This window comes from Pedobacter sp. AK017 (assembly GCF_014200825.1).
In the GTDB taxonomy this organism is placed as follows: domain Bacteria; phylum Bacteroidota; class Bacteroidia; order Sphingobacteriales; family Sphingobacteriaceae; genus Pedobacter; species Pedobacter heparinus.
Genome location: NZ_JACHCW010000015.1, coordinates 58,325 through 80,596, shown reverse-complemented (window position 1 = coordinate 80,596; position 22,272 = coordinate 58,325). Strand labels below are relative to the sequence as shown.

Sequence of the window (22,272 nt, the reverse complement as noted above, 5' to 3'; positions counted from 1 at the left end):
CGGTAGCTGGCAAAGTTGTACCACTGGTTACCGATTTACCATCAACACCGTTGGTACCATTGGTACCATTAGTTCCTGCAGGACCCGCGATACCTTGAGTACCCTGAGGACCGCGGATATTACCATTAGATACCCAAGTAGTACCATTATAAACATAAGTCTCACCTGTAGTCGTATTAATGAACGTATCTCCATTAGTACCCGTAGCTGGCAAAGCTGTACCGCTGGTTACCGATTTACCATCAACACCGTTGGTACCATTGGTGCCATTAGTTCCTGCAGGACCAGCTACACCTTGAATACCTTGAGTACCCTGAGGACCGCGGATATTACCATTAGATACCCAAGTAGTACCATTATAAACATAAGTCTCACCTGTAGTTGTATTAATGAACGTATCTCCATTAGTGCCAGTAGCTGGCAAAGTTGTACCGCTGGTTACCGATTTACCATCAACACCGTTGGTACCATTGGCGCCAGCAGGACCCTGAATACCTTGAGCGCCCTGAGGGCCACGGATATTACCCGTAACTGTCCAACTGGTTCCATTATAAGTATATACATCACCTGTGGTCGTATTGATATAGGTATCGCCTGTAGCTCCTGTGCCCGTTGGGGCAGTAGTGCCACTGTTTACCGATTTACCATCAACCCCGTTTGTACCGTTAGTACCTTTAATATTTGTCCAGCTATTTGTTGTTGGATTAAAAACCCAGGTTCCACTATCATTAGTTACAATAGTAACTCCAGCTCCTGGTCCGCCAACTGTGCCTGGGGTGCCGGGACTTCCAGTTTTTCCGGGTTGATTTTCAACAAGAATAGAATTTGAACTTCGTACAAACACCCATTTTGTGCCATCATTATAATAAATTCCCGGCACAACATCATTAACGTTTGAGGTATTGTAAACCATCATACCCGCAACATGGGCCGTAAGCGGTGACGCCTCAGTTGTACGAGTTAATTCAACCCGCGTATGAAGTATACCTTTATTCTTACTTTCCAGCTCTAACAATGCATCCTTATTAGGCAAATTGCTGCCCGATACTGTACCATCTTTTACTTTCTGCTGAGCTGAGGCCATTGTGTAGAATCCAAGTATTAAACCGGTCCACATCACTTTTTTAATGGCACTGCCTATACGGTGATTAAAATGTTGTTTAAAACTATTGGTTTTATACACTATGCCTGGATTGAAGTCCTCTTCAGCTAACAAACCAGGGATTCTTTTTTGATAAGCATGTCTTTTTTCCGTAGACAGCAGAGATCGTAATTTTATCTTCATAAAAAGGGATGATTGATGAACGTTTTAGACAACTATGGTTAACTATTGTATAGTTTTAGTTAACTAAAGTTAACATCAATGCATCGGGTGAAAGAAGTAAGGTATAAATTATGACAATATAATGTTATAATTACTTAATAAAATAGCAAAAATATGTCATACTTTAAAAACAAGTATCAAGGTATTCCTTCAATCACCCCAAGAATAAAGTAGAAGAAAGTGTAATAATTTATCTAAAAAAATCGTTCCAGTTTAGCAAATAAGAAAATAAGTAACAATAATTTGTTATTGCATAATATATAAATGACATCATTTAGCTATTAAAGCCTCCGCATCTCAGTTACAACAATCCAATCGCTTACTTTTGCTATATTAGAATTATTTATGAGAAAAACTCAAGCAATTGCAATTGTCTTTGACGACCACCTTTTATTTGCAGATTCCTTTTCAGCACTTATTGAGCGGCTGGATCTTTTCCGTTCAGTACACACAATTAGCGAAGAACGGGAATTAATTTCTTTTTTAATTAAGCATTCTGAGTCGCCCATTTACCTATTCTTAGACTATTACCTAAAAGACAAAAATGGTTTGCCATTAATTAACGAGGCCAGACGGTTAAACAAGCACATTACAATTATTGTAATTAGCTCAGTCATCAGTCCCACTATAATTACAAATATTATGGACTACAATCCTGATGGTTTTGTAAGCAAATCATCAGGCTTTAATGCCATAGTTGAATGCCTTAACATCATAAGCCAGGGCAAGCAATATGTTTCTCCTACAATCAGTGATATTGCCGCGAGCACAAACTCAACAATAAAATTACCATTCACAGCGCGAGAACTGGAAGTTCTTCATTATTTTGCACGCGGATTATCAATTGCCCAAACTGCTGAACAAACACACCTAAGCAAACATACAATTGTTGCGCATCGCCGCAAGATGATGGCGAAGGTAAAAGTCAATTCTATAACAGAACTGTTGTTTTACGCGCGCAAGCAGGAGTTAATCTGAGTATAACTCCGTATTTACCATGAACGCCAAATGCTGCCAGTCAAAAAAACAGTTGGCCAACCCAAAACAGATGCTCAAAAAGAATTTAACAAACTAGACAATAACCTATTGTATCTTATTCTAATTGGTTTTTATAAAGGGGTGCTGCATATAAATAATAATCAGATTGAGTAAAAGAAAAGGCAACTCTATGATCATCCCTTTCATATCTTTATCTAAAAGATGTAAACATATAATCAGTAGAATTCCGGCTGCCATTAAAAAATTTCCCCAAAGAAATGTTTTAGGGTAAAGTATCAGCAATGCGCTAACCATCGTGACGGCTCCGTTCATCATCAACCCGGTTCTGCTGAAACTCCATTTGCTAAACATTTCTACCATTTCCGATTTTCCTATGAACATAGCCCAGCCTTGCTTCAATCCCATAAAAACGGCAATAACAATAAGTATTGAATTGAAAATTTTCACAATCATGATTTTTAATTTAAAAAAAGAAAGTCAGCATAAGCTGACCTTCTAAAGCTACTATCTTGTTGTATAACCGCCATTTGCAAAAATGGTTTGTCCCGTGATCCACCACCCATCAGTCACCAAAAACTCTACCAATGGTGCAATATCTTTAATATCTGTCAGTCCACCAAGAGCGGCAGCAGATTTATGATAGGCTACTGCATCATCACTTTCCTGCCCATAGAAGAAAGGCGTATCCATCGGCCCGGGAGCAACCGCTGTTACAGAAATGCCCCTCCCTCCAAATTCTTTAGAAGCTGCCCTGGTGAAGTGTTCAACCGGAGCCTTTGCCCCTGCATAGGTCGAATATAATCCCGTATAAGCAGCCAGTAAAGAGGTAACAATCGTGCAGATTTTACCATTATCATTTATTTTTTTACCGGCTTCCTGTAAGAAGAAATAAGCCGATTTAGAATTTACTCCAAACATAGTATCATACTCCGCTTCGGTCGTTTCGGTAAAAGGCTTTTTTAATACCATGCCTACAGTATTGATTGCAATATCAATGCCACCAAACCTTGCAATTGTTTCATCAAAAAACTTGTTTAAATTGCTAATCTGGGTTAAATCAGCCTGAAATAAAAAAGCTTCAGCTCCCAATTTCTGCACCTCTGCTAACGTTTTTTCACTTTCCGCCTTTGCACTTTCACTATTGTAATGAATAGCAAGTTTTGCACCTTTTGCTGCAAAATCTCTGCTTAATAATCCACCAAGGTTTTTACCGCCCCCGGCGATTAAAACTACTTTCCCCTTTAAATCATTTCTTGCCATAACTTATAATTTTTAATGTTTGGATATATACATCCATAACAATATTAATTTACGCTAAGCATTAAGATATAGCAACTAGGATGCATATTACAACAATAATCTGTTACTAAATTTAAAAGAATGACAATATTTTGCTAGTTATTTTACACTTAACATTTATCAAATTCCCAAATCAGAGTAAAAAGCAGCGCGAATACGCTGTTGTCAAATGCGCTTAGTTCAATTAGAATTTAACCTCATTAAAGCCAATAGCTCTCCTTTACTATTGATATTTAACTTTCTATAAATTTTTTTCAGATAAAATCTTACTGTATCAATTGAAATATTATGTCGATAAGCAATAAGTTTATAGCTTAAGCCGTCAATTACTGCATCTACCATTTGCTGTTCCCTGTAAGATAATTCGGAAAGGCATTTTCTTGTGCATAGAACATGATCAAATAGTAATTTCGTATAAGCAGGGCTAATATAACAACCGCCATCCATTACAGCACTAATAACGGTTACCAATTTATCTTGGTTTACTTTTTTTAAACACCCTCTAGCACCGGCCTGTATATATTTTAATAGGGTATTTTTATCATCTATATCAGAAACAAGTATGATCGAACAATCAGGATAGCATGAAAGTACATTTTCAATGACTTCTGTCCCGGATATGTCAGGAGAATCTATATCAAGTAGAAGAATATCTGGTCTAGAAGAATGCGGAATTACGGTTTCAAAAGATTCTATGGTAGTTTCGAATACTATTTCTATGATTTTTTCCTGAAAGATCACCAGAGAAGCAATAAATGCTTTTCTGATAAACTCACGGTTACACATTATACCGATTTTTATCCCGTTCATTGATTATAATTATGGTAGGTTATCTTCATGAAAGATTAATATTGTTGTATGTTTTTAGCTATTCATGATTAAGTCTGATCATGCCAACCGTCTAAAATTAATATTACTACAGCCAAGAAAAATAGACAGGCGCATGTTATAACAACATCGTGTTATACACTTTATCACAATAGCATTAATATGCTATTAACACAGCTACATATCTATTAATAAACTAATCCAACACTTTTGAATAAACGGCCAGGAGAAAAAAGGCACAAAATTTAAAAACCTGGATAGCGTCTGCTTTTATAAAATCACTCAAAAAAAGCACTACTTACGACCTAGAATTGGAATTTTTGCAGTATTTTGCACGAGGATTATCCATTGTCCATACGGCTGAACAGGCACACCTTAGCAAACACAAAATTGCAGCCCATCGGCGCAAAATGATGTCGAAAGTGTGTATAAATTCCATTACGGAATTACTAGCCTATGCATGCGCACAAGATTAATCTAATTATGTTTTAAAATTTTTACAAGTTACATTGATGAACAACCCCATCTTGTATTCTTTTACTTTTTATTTTGGATATCTATTGTTTTAATTAATTATGCTTTGCCTATTGCCAAAAAGATCTTTGCTCCTGATTTTATTGATTTATGTTTGTAACAACTCTGCCCAAGGGCAAATCCAGCAAATCGAGCAGGAATTACAAGGATTATCTTTAATCAAAGACAGTGTTGCCCTGATCAACAGCTTAAACAAACTCGGGACACTTTACCGAACCAGAAATGCAGACAGCTGTTTTTATTATGGGGTTAAGGCCAAAGGTATGGCTGCCAAGATACATTACCAGAGAGGGCAAATAGAAGCAAGCCATTTAATTGCCTTCGCTTTTTATAAAAGAGGGTTGTATGCAGAATCATTGGAACTGCTCGGAAAGATATTATCCCAGTATCAGCAACTTAACGATACCGAAAAAATCATTACCGTATACCTGGATATGACCTTTGTTATGAATAAGGGTGTCTCCGACCGGTCAAAGATCATTTCACTTTTGCAAAAGACTATCCAAATCGGAAAAAAGTTGAAAAAAGATAGTATTATGTCCAGGGTATATGCAAACTATGGTCTCCGGAATTCGAATCTTCCGCAGGATAGCGTTTATTACTACCTGAACAAATCGGAAGAAATTGCAAGCCGCTATAAAGATGAAAATATACTGATTTACGATCGACTATGGCGGGGACGTTTGTTGGTTTCAAAAGGCCAGTTACAAGAAGCTTTAACACTTGCAAAACAGTCCTTACTTGAGGCAAGGCGGACGGGCAACACAGACCTAGTGATCAACGCACTCTTCTTAATGACAGAATTTCATGATAAAAATCCCAAAAAACAGCTTGAATATTATTACCAGGCTTATGAGGTGGCACAAAAAAATGGAGATAACTCCATAGAAATTTATATTTTACACAATGCATTAGAAACGGCAAAACAACTAGGGGATAAAGATGAAATCATCAAAGTTTATTTCGAGCTTGACAAATCGATAACAGCGGAATGGGAAAAATCAAAAAAGTTTATCAATGATTATGTTGCATACAATGCTGTACAGGACTCCAATAAGTTACTAAGTGAAAAAAATGCGCAACGAACCATATGGTTGCTGGTCATTTCATTTTCCTCTGTTGTGATTGTACTGGGCATCTATCTAATGATGCTCCGTCGGGACCGAAAAGCGAAAGCACAGATAGAAGCCCTCAATGATATGGCAAATATGCAAATCATGACTATGGAAGAAGCTAAACACCAGGCGGTAAAGGAGGAGCAACAACGGCTTGGACAAGACCTTCATGATGGCCTTTCATCGTCCATTGCCGCTATCAGATATCAATTAGAAACACTAAAGATGGATACCAGTGATATTGACCTGAAAAAAAAATTGGACAAGCTCCAGAAGGAAACGGAAAAGGCTTATAAAGTAGCTCGAAACAAAAGTCATGAATGGTTCAGTGCCGCTGATGAACAACAAGAACAGTCGTTTGAAAAGCAAATTATATTGCTGACAGATAACTCTCTACCTGATAGCAGATACAACAAGGATATTCACATCGACAATAGCGCATTATCAGGTGTTGACATGGACACACGAATAGCATTACTTCGCATCATACAAGAGGCCATCACCAATATTATCAAACATGCCAGAGCTAAAAATGTAGGTATTCTGATTTATGAAGAAGAAGACACCCTCCTACTGACTATCAGTGATGACGGAATTGGCTTAGATGAAAAGAAGTCCAGAAATAGCAACTCAACTATGGGTCTGCAATCCATCCGCCGCCGCGTTCAATCTCTTAACGGTGAAACTAAAATACATTCAGATGCAAATGGGACCGAAATAATTGTATCCATTCGATTAGCAACATGGCGTCATACCACTCATTAACAATCCTTTAAGATAAATATATTAAAGATATCCTAGTTCTATTCCTTAAAAAACACAGTATTAGTATTTGATTATTTTAAACTCAGTACGTCTGTTGGCCTGGTGTTCTGCTTCCGAGCATTTCACCCCATTTTCACAACGATTCAATAATTGTGTTTCTCCATATCCTTTAGCTGTCAAACGAGTTCTTGAAATACCACGGCTAACCAAATAATTTACAACGGAACGTGCACGTCGTTGAGAGAGATCCAGGTTATAAATATCTACTCCGCGACTGTCAGTATGCGAGCCCAATTCAATTTCAAGCGTAGGGTTATCGCGTAAAGTGCGTACCAGTTCGTCGAGAATCCTGGCGGCATCCGTACGAATGTTAGCTTTATCAAAATCATAATGGATATTTTGAATGGCGATGGCTTTACCAATTTCAAATAATGGTTCTAAGCGCAGGGTTACACTTAAGGTATCTGATTTGGCTAAACCTTTGGTACTTATTACAGTAGAGTCAATTCAATGAAAGATAAAAAACAAATATCACCTAATTGAGATTTTTTTTAACGGATTATGTTAATTTAATGCTAAATGGAGAAGGATCTAAAACAACTTTTCCATCAATAGGTCTTTTCTCGATGCAGAGACCTCGATCTCGGCCCCATCATTCATTTCCAGCGTTCCGCCATCTCCTTTTCTATATTTCACAACATGGTCCAGATTAACAATAACTGATCGGTTAATACGTAAAAAAGATCCGCCCTGCAAAACGCTTTCATATTCCTTAAGTGTTTTGGAAACGATGATCTTCTTACGGTCCTGCAGATAAAAGGTACTGTAATTGCTCATGGCTTCAACCCGCATAATACTGGCTTTATTTACAAAATAAACACCCTCGGCTGTTGATAAGGCAAGTCTGTTGGGTGCTGAATTTTGATCCGTTAGCGGAATGTGTTTCGTATAATCGGCAACCCTTTTCTTTAGTCTGAAAATGGCAGTATGCAATTCATCTTCATCTATTGGTTTAACCAGGTAATCTACAGCACCTAAACGAAGGGCTTCTAATGTAAATGTATCATAAGCTGTAGTAAAGATGACCTGAAAATTGAAAGAGCCTAATTTCTCCAGGAACTGAAAGCCATTTAGTCCTGGCATTTCAACATCTAAAAAAAGAACGTCCGGGTTTAATTCTACAATTTTAGAAAGCGCTTTAAAAGGATCGTTAAAAATGGCCTCTATCTGTAAATCGTCTCCAAACACCTCCAGCTTACGGGTCAGCAGATTACTTCCCCGCACCTCATCATCCAATATGACCGCTTTTAGCATAACTGATGTTTTTAATCTTATAAATTTCGTTTATTAATGTTTGGTAAACAAATCTCTACTAATGTTTACTGTTTCATTTTAAAACTATTGGGCTGGGAAAGGTGGAATTACTCCCCCATCCGGCTGACCCTGTGCGGCGTTCGTCAGATCTACTTCATTACAATCATTACCTGGTTGCGCATATTTGAAAATGAACCTTGAGCCGTCGATGCCCTGTTTTTCTGTAAGATATTGAATGACACTTTCTACCCTCCTCCAGCTTAACTGCCGATCTGTAAGGGTACTACTGCAATATCCTGTAACCACCACCTTACAGCCGGAACTACCTCTTAAAGTTTGCGCCACGGAGGATAAAATTGTCTCTTCGCTGGTGGCTAGCTTTGTGGATTGCGATTTAAAAGATACGCCTGGAAGTATGAGGTTACAAGCGGGTTGGGGTGGTTGGGCATCGTGTTCTTTTGCAACAAATAGTGCATCGTCTTTTTCAAGCAGCATAACCGGTACGACGACGCCATTCCAGCCTGGAACCGTTACTCCCAAAAATTTGTCATTATTTGTTTTAAAGCCAATGTTTGTAAGTTTATAATAAGGACTGGGATCACCTGGCCAATTTATAATCTCTGTACCCCCATCGGTGGTAAAGCTAAACATTGTATTGCCCGTCTTAAAGGACAAGTTTGCAAATGAAAAAGCCTCTGATTTTTTAGCCATTATGGCATAAGCCATCTGGTTGCCTGCACCATTGTAACGGAAATCGTAAGACTTTAGCTTTAACTTTCCTTCAGCATCTTTTTCAAGGGTAAAGGTGTACATTGATTTTCCATCTCCATTGTAATCAATAGTAATTACCGAATTTTTGATAACCACTTCCCTGGCCCTGAAATAACCCTGTAAATGTGCATTGGCCTTGATTACATTGCCCTCCGGGGTAAAATACAGCACGATTAATTTATTTCCACCTGTTGTATGTTCCCCAACAAGGTAATAATCCAGCAGTTCGCTGGCTACAATTTGTTCTGCATCATCCGCTGGTACCGCTGCCTTTTTTTTACAGCCTGTATACAGGAGCAATAATAGTATCGGAAACAGTTTGCAGATGCGTTTTAAATTTTTCATAGCGATTAATTTTATTGTAATGTTAAAATGCTAAAGTAGTGGGTTTGCCTGTATTGGCCACAGCAATACCATTGTTTAGCAAAGTGGCCTACAGGATTAACTGATCAGCAGGATCATCGATGTCACTGTCATTGTTTTCCTTAAATATTCCATTTCTTTATAATTTTTCTTGACGGACTTTTTATGGTGTTTTGTTTTGGATTTCTTATTGCTTTGTAAAGCTGCCAGAAGAAATGACACCGTCATTGAAGCGTGCAACCTCCAACTTGCCATTTATTATTACAAAAAATGTAAGCATACTATTGGCACCTGTATTGCTCGATGCAGCCATGTTGTTGATAAGCGTATAGTCTTTATTGATTATAGGATCGCCCAAACTGCTTTCGCCATATTGTGTGGCATTAAACTTAAATTTAGTCATGATGAGCAGATTACTGGCTGTACTGGCAAAAGATCCGTTAAACTGCGATCCGCTAAATTGGTTTTCGGCAGGTTTTTTTTGTAAGAGATAGCTGGTAAATTTTACATCGAATTTTTGGGGTGTGTACGACGTGATGTTTTCTTTGTTGATTGTGAAATTTATAACCTGATCGCTTCCCAGGTTTATTTTTAACAGCCCTTTTTCTAGGGTATAGTTGCCCTGTATGGGGGTGGTTCCATCATATCCAGCATAAATTACTGCTTTTGCATTTTCTGCAAACGTGATAAGGTATGGAAAGTAGAATGTTTTGCCAGAATAATTTCCCTCAAATTTGCCTACTATGCTGTAACTTTTAATATCGATGGTCTCGTTGTTATTTTCTCCTTTTTTATCTTTTTTACAGCCTGTAAATACTACCAATAATAGCACAGGAAGCAGTTTGTAAATGTTTTTTAAATTTTTCATCATAATTCCGGTTTAATTTTCAGAAGGTGTGCCACTATAAACACCCGTTAATTTGCCATTTTCGGCTAGCAGATTTGCTATCCACAACTGATTTCTCCTTTTTGCAGGCCGTAAAGCTTAAAAGCAACACAAAAATGCCTGCAGTTGCTGCATTTATTTTTATTGTTTTCATCCGTCCCTAAATTTTAATTACCTGCCGGAATGAACTTCCATAAAAATTTGTCTGTGTTTTCGGCCGCCTCGAAACGGATCTCGGTTGGTGTATTGGGACTGAACACAAAACTTCGAAGTGCATCACCGTTATAGAAAGTGCTTTTTATGTACCAGCATTTCGGTCTCTGTGCTGCTATAATTTTATATGATATTCCAGCATTACTCCTGCCGCCTATAACCGGTGTATGATCTTTCACAGCATAAGGTTGCAGGTACAGGTTATCAGATCCATCCAGGGAAATGGTATAGGTTGTTCCTTTGGTCGTTTTGCGTGCAGTCACCTGCCATTTTTGAGTGCCACTTTTTGTAAAAGGACGCAAAAAGACATTTTCGGCAATTGAGGGGTTTAACGGGGTCAATGCTTTTCCTTCAGTATTTACAATAAAATAAACCCCTGTTGGCAGTGGAATGGAATTGTCAATCGAATTGGCCGTTGCACTCCCACCTTGTGTCGCCTGTTGCAGCTGTGCACAGGCAGATAGTGTGAATATGGACAGGGCCAGAGTAAAAAGTTGAATTGTTTTCATGGTATTTGATTTTAGTATAAGGGATTGGTATTTGATTTGAGCTTACTACTGCAGCCAGGACACCATTTTAGTATACATTTTGTCCGTCCAGTTACCACCGCAATGGGTCTTGCAACTTGCATCTGTTACCCCTTCACTTTTAGATTTGACAGGGGAATTTGCTGGAATCTGATCATACAAACTCTTGCCATAATATGGCCCCTCATTGTCGCCGGTACAATTAATCGAATAAATGGGATTTTAAAATTCTGCGCATTCCATTCCCCGCTTCCACCACAGGCTGCTAAAACACCTTTGCAATAGCTCAGGGTGTTATAAATAGATATGTTGGTAAACAAGATGTTGGAGGCATAAGAGTAACCACCAACGACAGATTTACTCTTGTCTACGCCATATTTCCCAGCTATGGCAACAATACATTTATCATAATCTTCCCCAATCATTTGGGCACTGGTATTCCAGCTTTCTGTTGTCGCATCACCTGGCGTCTTCCGGTACTGTACGATCGCGGCTAAATAGCCGTTCTGTGCGGCTTTTTTACAGATATCGTTTTCGGTAGCATTATCAAGGCTCCCTGGGCTAGGGTTGTTTTTCATTATTGCCGCTTCCCATAACCAGGATCCCCTTGAAAGTTGTCAGCTTTATATTGGTGAAAATTTTGTAGGTAATACCATTACTGGTTTCAGTTACCTGTTTAATGTCTCCTGATACGACTTCATCAGGCCCCTTTTTATCTTTTTTGCCGCAGGCGAGCAACAAAAGAAGACAGCTAAGTGCAATGTGTTTTGAGTTCATAAGGACGATTTCAATTTTAACAATCTGGTTGATTTTAGGTTAAATGTGCGGCTAAAATCAGGCGGTTTTTTTCGAAATGAGTGCACAGGCAGTCTGGATGAGTGAACACCCATTTCGATCTAGCCTAGCCTGCTAATATTCAGGAGAATATTCTGTTATTTTGAAATGTTTTAATGACTAACCCCAATAGTTAATGAAGTTACTGATCAAAATATCCATTATCATTCCTTTCTTCCTGGCAGTTTCAGATGTAAGCGCCCAGAAATATGGACTGGCAGCCATCGACTCAATGAAAGCACTGTTAAAAACACAAAAAACCTTAGACTCAGGCCAGGTTAAGATCGTTCACCGCATTTCAGCTGCCTATAGAAACATAGATACCGACTCGGCAATGCAGTATGCTGTCAGGGGCTTAGCCATGGCAAAAAAGGTGAACTGGCCCAAAGGGATTGCTGCATTTTATGACAACATAGGTAGCCTTTACAGCAACAATGGAGGTTATGAAAAAGCAATCCAGTATTATAATGCCTCATTATCAATCAACAAAAGCATAGGGAATAAGCGGGCCCAAACAGGAAACATCATCAATATCGGCTCCGTTTATCAGCGTCAGGGTGATGATGCCAGGGCACTGGAGTATTGTTTTAAAGCCCTGAAAATGGCCCGGGCCATCAATGAACAGGAATACACCGCACTATTGTACGGGAATATTTCAGATGTTTATCTATCACAGGAAAACTTTACCATGGCGCGGGCTTACAGCCTTAAAGCCTACCAGGCCTATAAACAGCTGAATGACCTGTCGGGGCTGGCAAGAGCTGAAGACCGGATCGGTTCAGTATTCCTGGCCACAAAAAAACTAAAGGAAGCTGAGCAGTATTTGCAGCAAAGTTTACAGCACTATAAAGAACTGGACGATAAAATGGGACAGGCAAAATCCCTTTCCCATATCGCATTGTTGCACGAAGACGATGCTGCCCAAAAGCTGAAATTCCTGATGGAAGCGCAGCAGCTATTTGATCAGACCACCCCCCTGCACCCCAACTCCATTACCAACCTGGGCAACATAGGCACCACCTACAACAGGGTTTTCTTTAAGACCAAAGACCGGAACACTGCTCAAAAAGCAGCGCAGTATTTAGAAAAAGCCGTGGCTGCCAGTAAACAGGTTGGGGACCGGGACAACCTGGGTTATTTTTCTACTGAACTGGCGCATCTGCAGGAAAATAACGGGCAATACGAAGATGCGCTCCGGAATTACAAAAGATCGAGGCAAATTACCGATTCCATGTATTCGCAGGAAAGCAAAAATAAGATCGCCTCACTGGAGGCGCAATATGCATTTCAGAAAAAAGAAGAATCCTATCAACAGGAGCAGCAATTGGCAAAACTGAAAATGAGGCAGGTTTACCTATACGGGGCATTGGCCTTCATACTGGTCAGTTCAATTTTGGTCTATTTCCTGAACCGTTCTCACATCAGGCACCTGCGTTTAAAAAATGAGCTGCAAAGGAAACAGGCGGAAGAAAAAAACAAAGAACTGATAAACAGAAATAAACTATCAGAAAGCGAACTAAAGGCCATCAGGGCACAAATGAATCCACATTTCATATTTAACGTACTGAATTCGATCGAATCCTATATCGTTGAAAATGATTCAAAAACGGCAAGTAGGCTGGTACAGAAATTTGCCGCCCTGAGCAGGCTGATCCTGGAAAACTCTACCCAGAGCATGGTCTCTGCCGACAGGGAATGGAAAGCACTTCAGCTGTACGCAGAACTGGAGGTGATGCGTTTCAACAAGCAATTTAGCTGCTCCTTTCATGCCGATCCATCCATTGATCTTTCCAGCCTATTGTTACCACCTATGCTGGTGCAGCCATTAATTGAAAATGCCATACACCACGGCATGCGTAATTCAACTGCCCCAAATAATGCGATCGCGGTAAACCTGGAACAAACTGAAGGTGCCCTGCTCTTTACGGTAGCAGACAATGGCATTGGCATGGATGAAGCAGAAAAATTCAAAACCTTTTCAGCCATCAAAAGTAAATCCATAGGTATCTCTTCGATAAAGGAACGGATAGAGATTTTTAATGTAATGAACCAGGGACATCCTGCCCTATTCGAATTGCGCAATAAACAAACAGCCGAAGGAAGGGGGACTATTGCAAAATTGACACTGCCGAAAATCGTTAAAAAAGATTGAAAAATACCTCATCTTCATTTTTAGAAAACCTAAATCCAAATAAACATCAACATACCAATGAAAAAGATATACAATCAAATCGTCCTATGTTGGTTGTGAGCGGGTATGAATTCAGCGGGAGTTAGGGCATAAAAAAAGCGGAGTAAAATCTAAAGAAGATTTTTACTCCGCAAAGGTGCACTTGTAGGGATTCGAACCCCAAACCTTCTCATCCGTAGTGAGATGCTCTATCCAATTGAGCTACAAATGCAATTCCCGTTTCGTTAACGGACTGCAAAAGTAATGCTTGAAATTGAATTTAGCAATTTTTTTATCAAATTATTCCTGAAATAACCCCTCATCAAATAAATTAAATTGCAAACGATTCTTTAATCGCATCAGAATCAGGGATATTGCCGGAGCACCGCTAAAACCACTAGATTGATTTTTTCTCTTGGCCGTCTTTAAATACAAGTCCTTCACAAATTAGCTCATTCTTCACACCTGGTTCACATCTCCTTCACACCAAACCCACAAACAGGTACCTTTTTGTGAAGAAAGTGTGTAGAATGTGTGAACTATGTGAGGCGAAGGCCTAACTGATGGTCAACTATTGCCAGGCCTTCTTCAAAGCTATGTGGGCTATAGCCAAGATCGTTGATGGTCTTATCTAATATAAAACCAGTTTTAACAGGTCTTTTAGCGGCCTGGTTTAAACTTTCAGAACTGATTTCAGTAATCAGGCTTTTATTGAGCCCCCAATAATCAGCCACCCGGGCTACCAGTTCAGAAATACGCATCATATCTTTCCCCGAAGCATTATACACACCACGGGCATCTTTCTCTACTGCCAGCAGGCAGCAATCTGCCAGGTCTTCTGCCAGGGTAGGCATCCGCCACTGGTCGTTTACCACATTGATCGGGCTTCCTTTTTCCAGCGCAGCTTTTGCCCAAAGCACAATATTGGTCCTGCTCATGTCGCTCACAATACCATACACTATAATGGTACGGAGAATGGCCCAGCGGCAGGTAGAACTTTTGATCACTTCTTCTGCTTCCAGCTTGGTAATCCCGTAATAACTTAAAGGATTGGGTGCGGCCAGTTCATCATAGGGGCCATGGGCACCATCAAATATAAAGTCGGTAGACAAGTGTACCAGTTGGATATTGTGCAGTTCGCACAGCGATACCAGGGTTTTAACGGCTTCTACATTTAACTGGTAAGCAAGCTCCTTTTCTGCTTCACAGGTATCCACATTGGTCATTGCTGCCGTATGGATGATCGCATCAGGCTGATACTTTTCCACAACTGCTTTTACATTTTCCGGATCAAGAATATCCATTTCGGCGTAAGTATACCCTTCGGTAACAGGAAAACGATTGCCCCCCTTTGCTGTCGCAATTAAGCCAAATTGGTTGGTAACCAACAGACGTTCTGTAATTTTCTGGCCTAAAAGCCCGTTGCTTCCTGTAACTAATACTGTTCTCATCCGGATCTAATTTCTTAATTAACAGACATTCCGGTCCTGGAAACCGAAGAATTTATGCTGCTTTTATACTTGCTAAAATACCATTTTAAAAACTGTTGAAAAACTTTTTATTTATATATGCAATTCTTGTATAAAAATTTTAACTTTGCAAACCAAATTGTAGGCTTATAAAAGGGCCTTTAACAAATTGATATTTATAATTTTACCCAAAACAATATATGCCTAACATTGGAAAAATAGCGCAGATTATAGGACCGGTAGTTGACGTGAGTTTTGCTGACGATGCTCATTTACCTCAAATTTTCTCTGCATTAGAGATTGAAAAAGAAAACGGACAGAAGATCGTTTTAGAAGTTCAACAACATCTTGGTGAAGACCGCGTACGTGCAATTGCAATGGACTCGACCGATGGTTTAGTTCGTGGAATGAAAGCACTGGACACTGGTGCCCCTATCAAAATGCCGGTTGGCGATCAGATTAAAGGTCGCTTATTCAATGTTGTTGGTGAAGCTATTGACGGGATCAATGCAGTCGACAAAACTGGTGGTCGTCCTATTCACAACACTCCTCCAAGATTTGAGGACCTCTCAACCGAAACTGAAGTACTGTTTACCGGTATTAAAGTAATCGACTTATTAGAGCCTTATGCCAAAGGTGGTAAAATTGGTTTGTTCGGTGGTGCGGGTGTAGGTAAAACCGTATTGATCATGGAGCTGGTAAACAACATTGCGAAAGCTTATGCTGGTTTATCGGTATTTGCCGGTGTGGGTGAGCGTACACGTGAAGGTAACGACCTTTTACGTGAGTTTATCGAATCTGGTGTAATCAATTATGGCGATGAGTTCCTTCATTCTATGGAAAAAGGCGGATGGGATTTGAAAACGGTTGATACAGATAAATTAAAAGAATCTAAAGCAACATTGGTATTTGGTCAGATGAACGAGCCTCCAGGTGCACGTGCACGTGTGGCCTTATCAGGATTGACCGTTGCTGAATATTTCCGTGATGGTGATGGTGAAGGCGCAGGAAAAGATATCCTTTTCTTCGTTGACAACATCTTCCGTTTCACCCAGGCAGGTTCTGAGGTATCGGCCCTACTGGGACGTATGCCTTCGGCCGTAGGTTACCAGCCAACACTGGCAACAGAGATGGGTCTGATGCAGGAGCGAATCACTTCAACAAAGCGCGGTTCCATTACATCTGTACAGGCCGTTTATGTACCTGCGGATGATTTAACTGACCCTGCTCCGGCTACAACATTTGCCCACTTGGATGCAACTACTGTATTGTCACGTAAAATTGCCGAGCTAGGTATCTATCCTGCAGTGGATCCACTGGATTCTACTTCAAGGATCCTTTCTCCTGCTATTTTGGGTGATGAGCATTACAATACTGCCCAACGCGTAAAAGAAACTTTACAACGTTATAAAGAATTGCAGGATATCATCGCCATCTTAGGTATGGACGAGTTATCTGAAGAAGATAAACTGGTTGTATCCCGCGCACGTCGCGTTCAGCGTTTCTTGTCTCAGCCTTTCCACGTAGCCGAACAATTTACAGGATTAAAGGGTGTATTGGTTGACATTAAAGATACCATCAAAGGATTTAACATGATCATGGATGGTGAAGTTGATGAATATCCTGAAGCTGCATTTAACCTTGTAGGTAGCATCGAAGAAGCTATTGAAAAAGGTAAGAAATTATTAGCTGAAGCGAACTAGGATTAGCACTATGACATTAGAAATATTAACACCAGACAAAAAAGTTTTTGAAGGCGAAGTAACTGCAGTTACTGTACCGGGAACAATGGGCTCTTTTCAGATTTTGAAAGACCATGCCCCTATTATTTCAACTTTAGAAGATGGACCGGTAATTATTAAAAGCAAAACCGGCGAAGATACCTTTATTATTAAAGGTGGTGTCGTTGAGGTTTTAAAAAACAAAATTATTGTTTTGGCCGAGGGGGTTGCTTAATATTTAATCATACAATATGGAGAAGCCCTTTGAACATTCAAAGGGCTTTTTTTATGGGCAAAAAAAAATGCTTTTAATCAAATTTTTGGAAGGACTGGTGCATTTTAGGAAGAAAATAGCAAAAATTACAATGCTCGCATAACATGCATACCGAATACCGAAATCATAATTGGTATACTAACGTCCAATTAAGATACCAAAAACACAGGAATTAAAAAATAAAATACCGATTAAGTAAAAAAATAAAGAATTATATTTTTTTTCAATTATTTTCATTAAGCTATTGATAGTTTAAACTGCAAGCCCTAAATTGGATTTATAAATTAACAAGAGATAAATAATAAAATGAACCGTTCACTTACAACCTTATTTAATGTCATTATTAATGGTATTCTCCTGCTGATTATTCAGAAGGATAAGGCGCTGTAAATGAATATTTAATAAAAAAATATCGCAAGCGCCCCCCAAAAGTGGCGCTTTTTTAATGAAACATTTAACAGAAAAAACATACCTATAACCAAAATGCAATATTTCAATTCAAATACAGTGCTTTATTTAAACGGAAAGTTTGAGAAAGCAGCTGACACGACTGCCGATATATACGGACAGTCATTACATTATGGCTATGCTGTATTTGAAGGAATCAGGGCATACAGCACCCATAATGGCACCAGGATTTTTAAGGTAAAGGAACATTATGAACGCTTAAAACGTTCGGCAGAACTGGTAAACATGCCCTTTCACTGGAACATAAACGATCTGATCAAGCAAACTTATAAATTACTTGAACTAAACAATTTAAAGAACGCTTATATCAGGCCCTTGATCTATTGTGCACCAAATATGTCGCTTGTTGCGGGTACAAAAACATCCATCATGATCTGTGCCTGGGAATGGGGAGCTTACCTTGGACACGAACAATTAAAAGTTTGTATCTCAAGTTATGAAAGGCCCAATCCTAAGTCAACCGCTATTGAAGCCAAAGTAAGCGGCAATTATGTAAACTCTATACTGGCCACTACCGAGGCAAAAAATAAAGGTTTTGATGAAGCTTTATTGCTGGATATGAACCAGAACATTGCCGAAGGGCCGGGTGCAAATATCTTTATTGAAAAGAACGGCAGGCTGTACACTCCGCCACCGGGACATATTTTACCAGGCATTACCCGTGCCACCATTATTGAGCTGTGCCAGATCCTGGATATAGAACTTATTGAAAAGCATTTAACGGTTAAGGATATCAAACATGCCGACAGTGCCTTTTTCTGCGGTACGGCATCCGAAATCGCCGGGATAGCATCGGTAGACGAGTATACCTTTCCGGTCAAATGGGTAGATAGCCTGGGCGCTACCCTGCAGCGCACTTACAAGTGCCTTGTTTTAGAGAAACAAAACTATGAAGTAATTATATAAACATACCAAATCAGTATATGTCACAAACACCTGAAATTAACCGATACAGCAAAACATTTACACAAGATCCTACACAGCCGGCTGCACAGGCCATGTTGTATGGAATTGGACTGACCGCAGCAGACATGGACAAAGCCCAGGTGGGCATTGCCAGCATGGGCTATGATGGAAACACCTGCAACATGCACCTGAATGATCTGGCCAAAATTGTAAAAGAAGGTGTCTGGAAAAATGATATGGTGGGATTAACCTTCAGCACCATTGGCGTAAGTGACGGTATGTCGAACGGAACAGATGGCATGCGTTACTCCCTGGTTTCAAGAGATGTAATTGCCGATTCTATTGAAACCATTTGCGGTGGGCAGTATTATGATGGTTTGATCACCATTCCTGGCTGTGATAAAAATATGCCAGGTTCTGTTATGGCCATGGGCCGTTTAAACCGCCCTTCTATTATGGTATATGGCGGCAGTATCCATTCGGGTAAATGGAAGGGACAATCATTAAACATTGTATCTGCTTTTGAAGCATTGGGCCAGAAACTTGCCGGTAATTTAGAAGAAGAGGATTTTCAGGGTGTAATTAAAAATGCATGTCCGGGTGCTGGTGCCTGTGGTGGTATGTATACCGCAAATACCATGGCTTCGGCTATTGAAGCTTTAGGAATGAGTTTGCCTTACAGCTCTTCCCACCCGGCTACGAGTGATGAAAAAAAGAACGAATGCCTGGAAGCAGGTAAATACATCCGTATCCTGCTGGAAAGAAATATCCTGCCTTCGGACATCATGACCGAGAAAGCATTTCGCAATGCAATCGTAATTGTGATGGTACTGGGCGGATCTACAAATGCAGTACTGCACCTGATTGCCATTGCCAGATCTGTAGGTATAGACCTGAAACTGGATGATTTCCAGAACATCAGCGACAGCACCCCGGTACTGGGCGACTTAAAACCAAGCGGAACTTACCTGATGGAAGATCTGCATGAAATAGGTGGTGTACCTGCGGTAATGAAATATTTGTTAAAAGTGGGTTTAATTGATGGCGACTGTATAACAGTAACCGGAAAAACCATTGCTGAAAATGTTGCTGATGCGGCAGACCTGGATTTTGAAACCCAAAAGATCATTTTCCCTATAGAAAACCCCATTAAAGAAACCGGCCACTTACAAATGTTGTATGGCAACCTGGCTACCAAAGGGGCTGTTGCAAAGATCAGTGGTAAAGAAGGAGAGAAATTTACTGGCCCGGCACGCGTATTTGACGGAGAGAAATCGCTGATGGCAGGTATACAGAGCGGACGCCTGAAAAGTGGAGATGTAGTAGTGATCAGACAGGTTGGCCCTAAAGGTGCCCCTGGAATGCCAGAGATGTTGAAACCTACTTCATTAATCATTGGCGCAGGTTTGGGTAAATCAGTAGCCCTGATTACTGATGGCCGTTTTTCTGGTGGTACACATGGTTTTGTGGTAGGCCACATCACTCCTGAAGCATGGGATGGCGGAAACATTGCCCTGGTACATGACGATGACATCATTACTATAGATGCAGTAAACAATTCTATAGATGTACACCTGACTGATGAGCAGCTTGCAACCCGCCGCGCGGTATGGAAACAACTTCCACCACCCGTCACCAAAGGTGTGCTTTACAAATACCTGAAACAAGTAAGCAATGCCAGTGAAGGCTGCGTTACTGATGCCTATACAGATTAAAGAAATTAAAACCCATTACCTAAAAATAAAACAATGGATACAGCACAAGAGGTAACAAACACCTTAACTGAACCCAAAAAAACAACTAACGTTTCTGGTTCGGTAGCTTTATTGGAAGGATTAATAGCCGAAGGTACAGATACCATTTTTGGCTACCCTGGTGGTGCGATCATGCCTATTTATGACGCCCTGTACGATTATAACGATAAATTAAAACATATACTGGTACGCCATGAGCAGGGGGCAACCCATGCAGCCCAGGGCTATGCCAGAACGTCGGGAAAAGTTGGTGTTGCATTTGCAACCAGCGGCCCGGGTGCCACCAACCTGGTTACCGGTCTGGCCGATGCACAGATTGACAGCACACCTATGGTATGTATTACCGGTCAGGTATTTGCGCACCTGCTGGGTACGGATGCTTTCCAGGAAACAGATGTGATCAACATTACCACACCGGTTACCAAATGGAACTACCAGGTAACTGATGCCTCAGAAATTCCGGCTGTACTGGCAAAAGCATTTTACATTGCCCGCAGCGGCAGGCCTGGCCCGGTACTGATAGACATTACCAAAAATGCACAGCTGCAAATGTTCGACTATGAGGGCTATACCCCTTGTGAACACATCCGTAGCTACCGCCCTAAACCAGTGGTAAGAAAAGAATATATTGAACAGGCTGCTGCAATGATCAACACTGCGAAAAAGCCTTTCATTTTGTTCGGACAAGGCGTATTGCTGGGCAGTGCAGAGCAGGAGTTTAAAGCTTTTGTAGAAAAAAGTGGTATCCCTGCAGCATGGACCATTATGGGTGCCGGTGCAATTCCTACTGATCATCCCCTAAATGTAGGGATGCTGGGTATGCATGGTAACTATGGCCCTAACGTTCAGACCAATGCCTGCGATGTGCTGATTGCCATTGGAATGCGTTTTGACGACCGTGTAACGGGCCGTTTAGACAAATATGCGAAACAGGCCAAAGTAATCCACCTGGATATTGATCCGGCTGAGATAGACAAGAACGTAAAAGCTGATGTGCCGGTATGGGGTGATTGTAAAGAAACGCTGCCCCTGCTTACCGAATTGATTGAAGAGAAAAAACATACCGATTGGCTGGCTGAGTTTAGGGCTTATGACAAGATTGAACAGGATACTTTAATCCAAAAGGAATTGAACCCTACGGAAGGTGAAATGACTATGGGTGAGGTGATCCATCAGTTGAATGTACTGACCAAGGGAGAAGCTGTAATTGTAACTGATGTGGGCCAGCACCAGATGGTGGCCTGCCGCTATGCTAAGTTTAACAATAGCAGGAGCAATATTACCAGTGGTGGCCTGGGCACTATGGGTTTTGGCTTACCGGCAGCAATAGGTGCCAAATTTGGCACACCTGATAAAACGGTGGTTGCCGTAATTGGTGATGGTGGTTTCCAGATGACTTTACAGGAGTTGGGTACCATTATGCAGACTGAGGTAAATGTAAAGATCCTGATCCTGAACAACAGGTTCCTGGGTATGGTTCGCCAGTGGCAGCAACTGTTCCATGAAAAGCGATATTCATTTGTGAACATCACCAGTCCTGATTTTGTAAAGCTTGCCGATTCTTATTATATCGCCGGCAAAAGAATTGATGAACGTGCGCAATTGACAGGCGCCCTGGAAGAAATGCTGAACCATCCGGGCTCATTCCTTTTGGAAGTAATGGTAGCACAGGAACACAACGTATTCCCAATGGTACCACAAGGTATGAGTGTAGCCGAAATCAGACTTAAATAATTAG

At 40.4% G+C, this 22,272-nt stretch carries 21 protein-coding genes, 1 tRNA gene and 1 pseudogene; 9 read left to right on the top strand and 14 right to left on the bottom strand.

Features of this window, described 5'->3' with window-relative positions:
- A pseudogene (locus tag HDC92_RS19585) lies at positions 1-1,285 on the bottom strand (hypothetical protein); the annotation flags it as partial.
- Positions 1,286-1,669: 384 nt separating this feature from the next.
- Here HDC92_RS19585 and HDC92_RS19580 point away from each other — a divergent pair.
- Complete coding sequence (locus HDC92_RS19580; protein WP_183876760.1) at positions 1,670-2,302, top strand: response regulator transcription factor; 633 nt, start codon at positions 1,670-1,672, stop codon at positions 2,300-2,302.
- A 120-nt stretch (positions 2,303-2,422) separates the two neighbouring features.
- On the opposite strand, the gene HDC92_RS19575 is transcribed toward HDC92_RS19580, so the two are convergent.
- From HDC92_RS19575 to HDC92_RS19565, 3 genes are all read right to left on the bottom strand, one after another.
- Entirely contained in the window at positions 2,423-2,776 is a 354-nt protein-coding gene (locus tag HDC92_RS19575; RefSeq protein ID WP_183876759.1) for a DoxX family protein, read from the bottom strand.
- A gap of 51 nt (positions 2,777-2,827) precedes the next feature.
- Positions 2,828-3,583 (bottom strand): SDR family oxidoreductase, encoded by a 756-nt coding sequence (locus HDC92_RS19570; protein WP_183876758.1) that lies wholly within the window; start codon positions 3,581-3,583, stop codon positions 2,828-2,830.
- A gap of 219 nt (positions 3,584-3,802) precedes the next feature.
- On the bottom strand, positions 3,803-4,432 hold the full coding sequence (locus HDC92_RS19565; RefSeq protein ID WP_183876757.1) for a LuxR C-terminal-related transcriptional regulator: 630 nt from the start codon (positions 4,430-4,432) through the stop codon (positions 3,803-3,805).
- A gap of 329 nt (positions 4,433-4,761) precedes the next feature.
- Between HDC92_RS19565 and HDC92_RS25385 the strand changes: the two genes are divergently transcribed.
- Together HDC92_RS25385 and HDC92_RS19555 are read left to right on the top strand one after the other, a co-directional pair.
- On the top strand, positions 4,762-4,926 hold the full coding sequence (locus tag HDC92_RS25385) for a LuxR C-terminal-related transcriptional regulator (RefSeq protein ID WP_183876756.1): 165 nt from the start codon (positions 4,762-4,764) through the stop codon (positions 4,924-4,926).
- A gap of 99 nt (positions 4,927-5,025) precedes the next feature.
- Entirely contained in the window at positions 5,026-6,864 is a 1,839-nt protein-coding gene (locus HDC92_RS19555) for a sensor histidine kinase (protein WP_183876755.1), read from the top strand.
- Positions 6,865-6,924: 60 nt separating this feature from the next.
- On the opposite strand, the gene HDC92_RS19550 is transcribed toward HDC92_RS19555, so the two are convergent.
- The 8 genes from HDC92_RS19550 to HDC92_RS25225 form a co-directional block, all read right to left on the bottom strand.
- Positions 6,925-7,260 carry an OmpA family protein gene (locus tag HDC92_RS19550; protein WP_317618106.1) on the bottom strand — a complete coding sequence of 112 codons (336 nt, stop codon included), beginning with the start codon at positions 7,258-7,260 and terminating at the stop codon, positions 6,925-6,927.
- A gap of 195 nt (positions 7,261-7,455) precedes the next feature.
- Positions 7,456-8,178 (bottom strand): LytR/AlgR family response regulator transcription factor, encoded by a 723-nt coding sequence (locus HDC92_RS19545; RefSeq protein ID WP_183876754.1) that lies wholly within the window; start codon positions 8,176-8,178, stop codon positions 7,456-7,458.
- A gap of 84 nt (positions 8,179-8,262) precedes the next feature.
- Positions 8,263-9,294 carry an OmpA family protein gene (locus tag HDC92_RS19540; protein ID WP_183876753.1) on the bottom strand — a complete coding sequence of 344 codons (1,032 nt, stop codon included), beginning with the start codon at positions 9,292-9,294 and terminating at the stop codon, positions 8,263-8,265.
- Positions 9,295-9,499: 205 nt separating this feature from the next.
- Positions 9,500-10,183, bottom strand: coding sequence for a hypothetical protein (locus tag HDC92_RS19535; RefSeq protein ID WP_183876752.1), 684 nt, complete (start codon positions 10,181-10,183; stop codon positions 9,500-9,502).
- Positions 10,184-10,214: 31 nt separating this feature from the next.
- Entirely contained in the window at positions 10,215-10,352 is a 138-nt protein-coding gene (locus tag HDC92_RS19530; protein ID WP_183876751.1) for a hypothetical protein, read from the bottom strand.
- A gap of 13 nt (positions 10,353-10,365) precedes the next feature.
- On the bottom strand, positions 10,366-10,920 hold the full coding sequence (locus HDC92_RS19525; protein ID WP_183876750.1) for a hypothetical protein: 555 nt from the start codon (positions 10,918-10,920) through the stop codon (positions 10,366-10,368).
- Between the two features lie 125 nt (positions 10,921-11,045).
- A complete protein-coding gene (locus HDC92_RS25230) occupies positions 11,046-11,516 on the bottom strand; it encodes a hypothetical protein (protein WP_255484601.1) in 471 nt (156 codons plus the stop codon).
- Positions 11,500-11,715, bottom strand: coding sequence for a hypothetical protein (locus tag HDC92_RS25225; RefSeq protein ID WP_255484600.1), 216 nt, complete (start codon positions 11,713-11,715; stop codon positions 11,500-11,502). Before HDC92_RS25225 ends, HDC92_RS25230 begins: the two co-directional genes overlap by 17 nt.
- Positions 11,716-11,908: 193 nt before the next feature.
- Between HDC92_RS25225 and HDC92_RS19515 the strand changes: the two genes are divergently transcribed.
- Entirely contained in the window at positions 11,909-13,924 is a 2,016-nt protein-coding gene (locus HDC92_RS19515) for a tetratricopeptide repeat protein (protein WP_183876749.1), read from the top strand.
- A gap of 176 nt (positions 13,925-14,100) precedes the next feature.
- Here the strand turns inward: HDC92_RS19515 and HDC92_RS19510 are convergent.
- Positions 14,101-14,174, bottom strand: a tRNA-Arg gene (locus HDC92_RS19510).
- 307 nt (positions 14,175-14,481) lie between these two features.
- Positions 14,482-15,393, bottom strand: coding sequence for an SDR family oxidoreductase (locus HDC92_RS19505; protein ID WP_183876748.1), 912 nt, complete (start codon positions 15,391-15,393; stop codon positions 14,482-14,484).
- Positions 15,394-15,611: 218 nt separating this feature from the next.
- Between HDC92_RS19505 and atpD the strand changes: the two genes are divergently transcribed.
- From atpD to ilvB, 5 genes are all read left to right on the top strand, one after another.
- Positions 15,612-17,114 (top strand): F0F1 ATP synthase subunit beta, encoded by a 1,503-nt coding sequence (gene atpD / locus HDC92_RS19500; RefSeq protein ID WP_015809218.1) that lies wholly within the window; start codon positions 15,612-15,614, stop codon positions 17,112-17,114.
- Positions 17,115-17,124: 10 nt separating this feature from the next.
- The gene (gene atpC, locus HDC92_RS19495; RefSeq protein WP_015809219.1) at positions 17,125-17,367 is read left to right on the top strand and encodes an ATP synthase F1 subunit epsilon; all 243 of its coding nucleotides are present in this window, start codon (positions 17,125-17,127) and stop codon (positions 17,365-17,367) included.
- Positions 17,368-17,889: 522 nt separating this feature from the next.
- On the top strand, positions 17,890-18,780 hold the full coding sequence (locus HDC92_RS19490; RefSeq protein ID WP_015809220.1) for a branched-chain amino acid transaminase: 891 nt from the start codon (positions 17,890-17,892) through the stop codon (positions 18,778-18,780).
- 17 nt (positions 18,781-18,797) lie between these two features.
- Positions 18,798-20,495 carry a dihydroxy-acid dehydratase gene (gene ilvD, locus HDC92_RS19485; protein WP_183876747.1) on the top strand — a complete coding sequence of 566 codons (1,698 nt, stop codon included), beginning with the start codon at positions 18,798-18,800 and terminating at the stop codon, positions 20,493-20,495.
- Positions 20,496-20,528: 33 nt separating this feature from the next.
- A complete protein-coding gene (gene ilvB, locus HDC92_RS19480) occupies positions 20,529-22,268 on the top strand; it encodes a biosynthetic-type acetolactate synthase large subunit (protein WP_015809222.1) in 1,740 nt (579 codons plus the stop codon).
- The last annotated feature ends 4 nt before the right edge of the window (positions 22,269-22,272 follow it).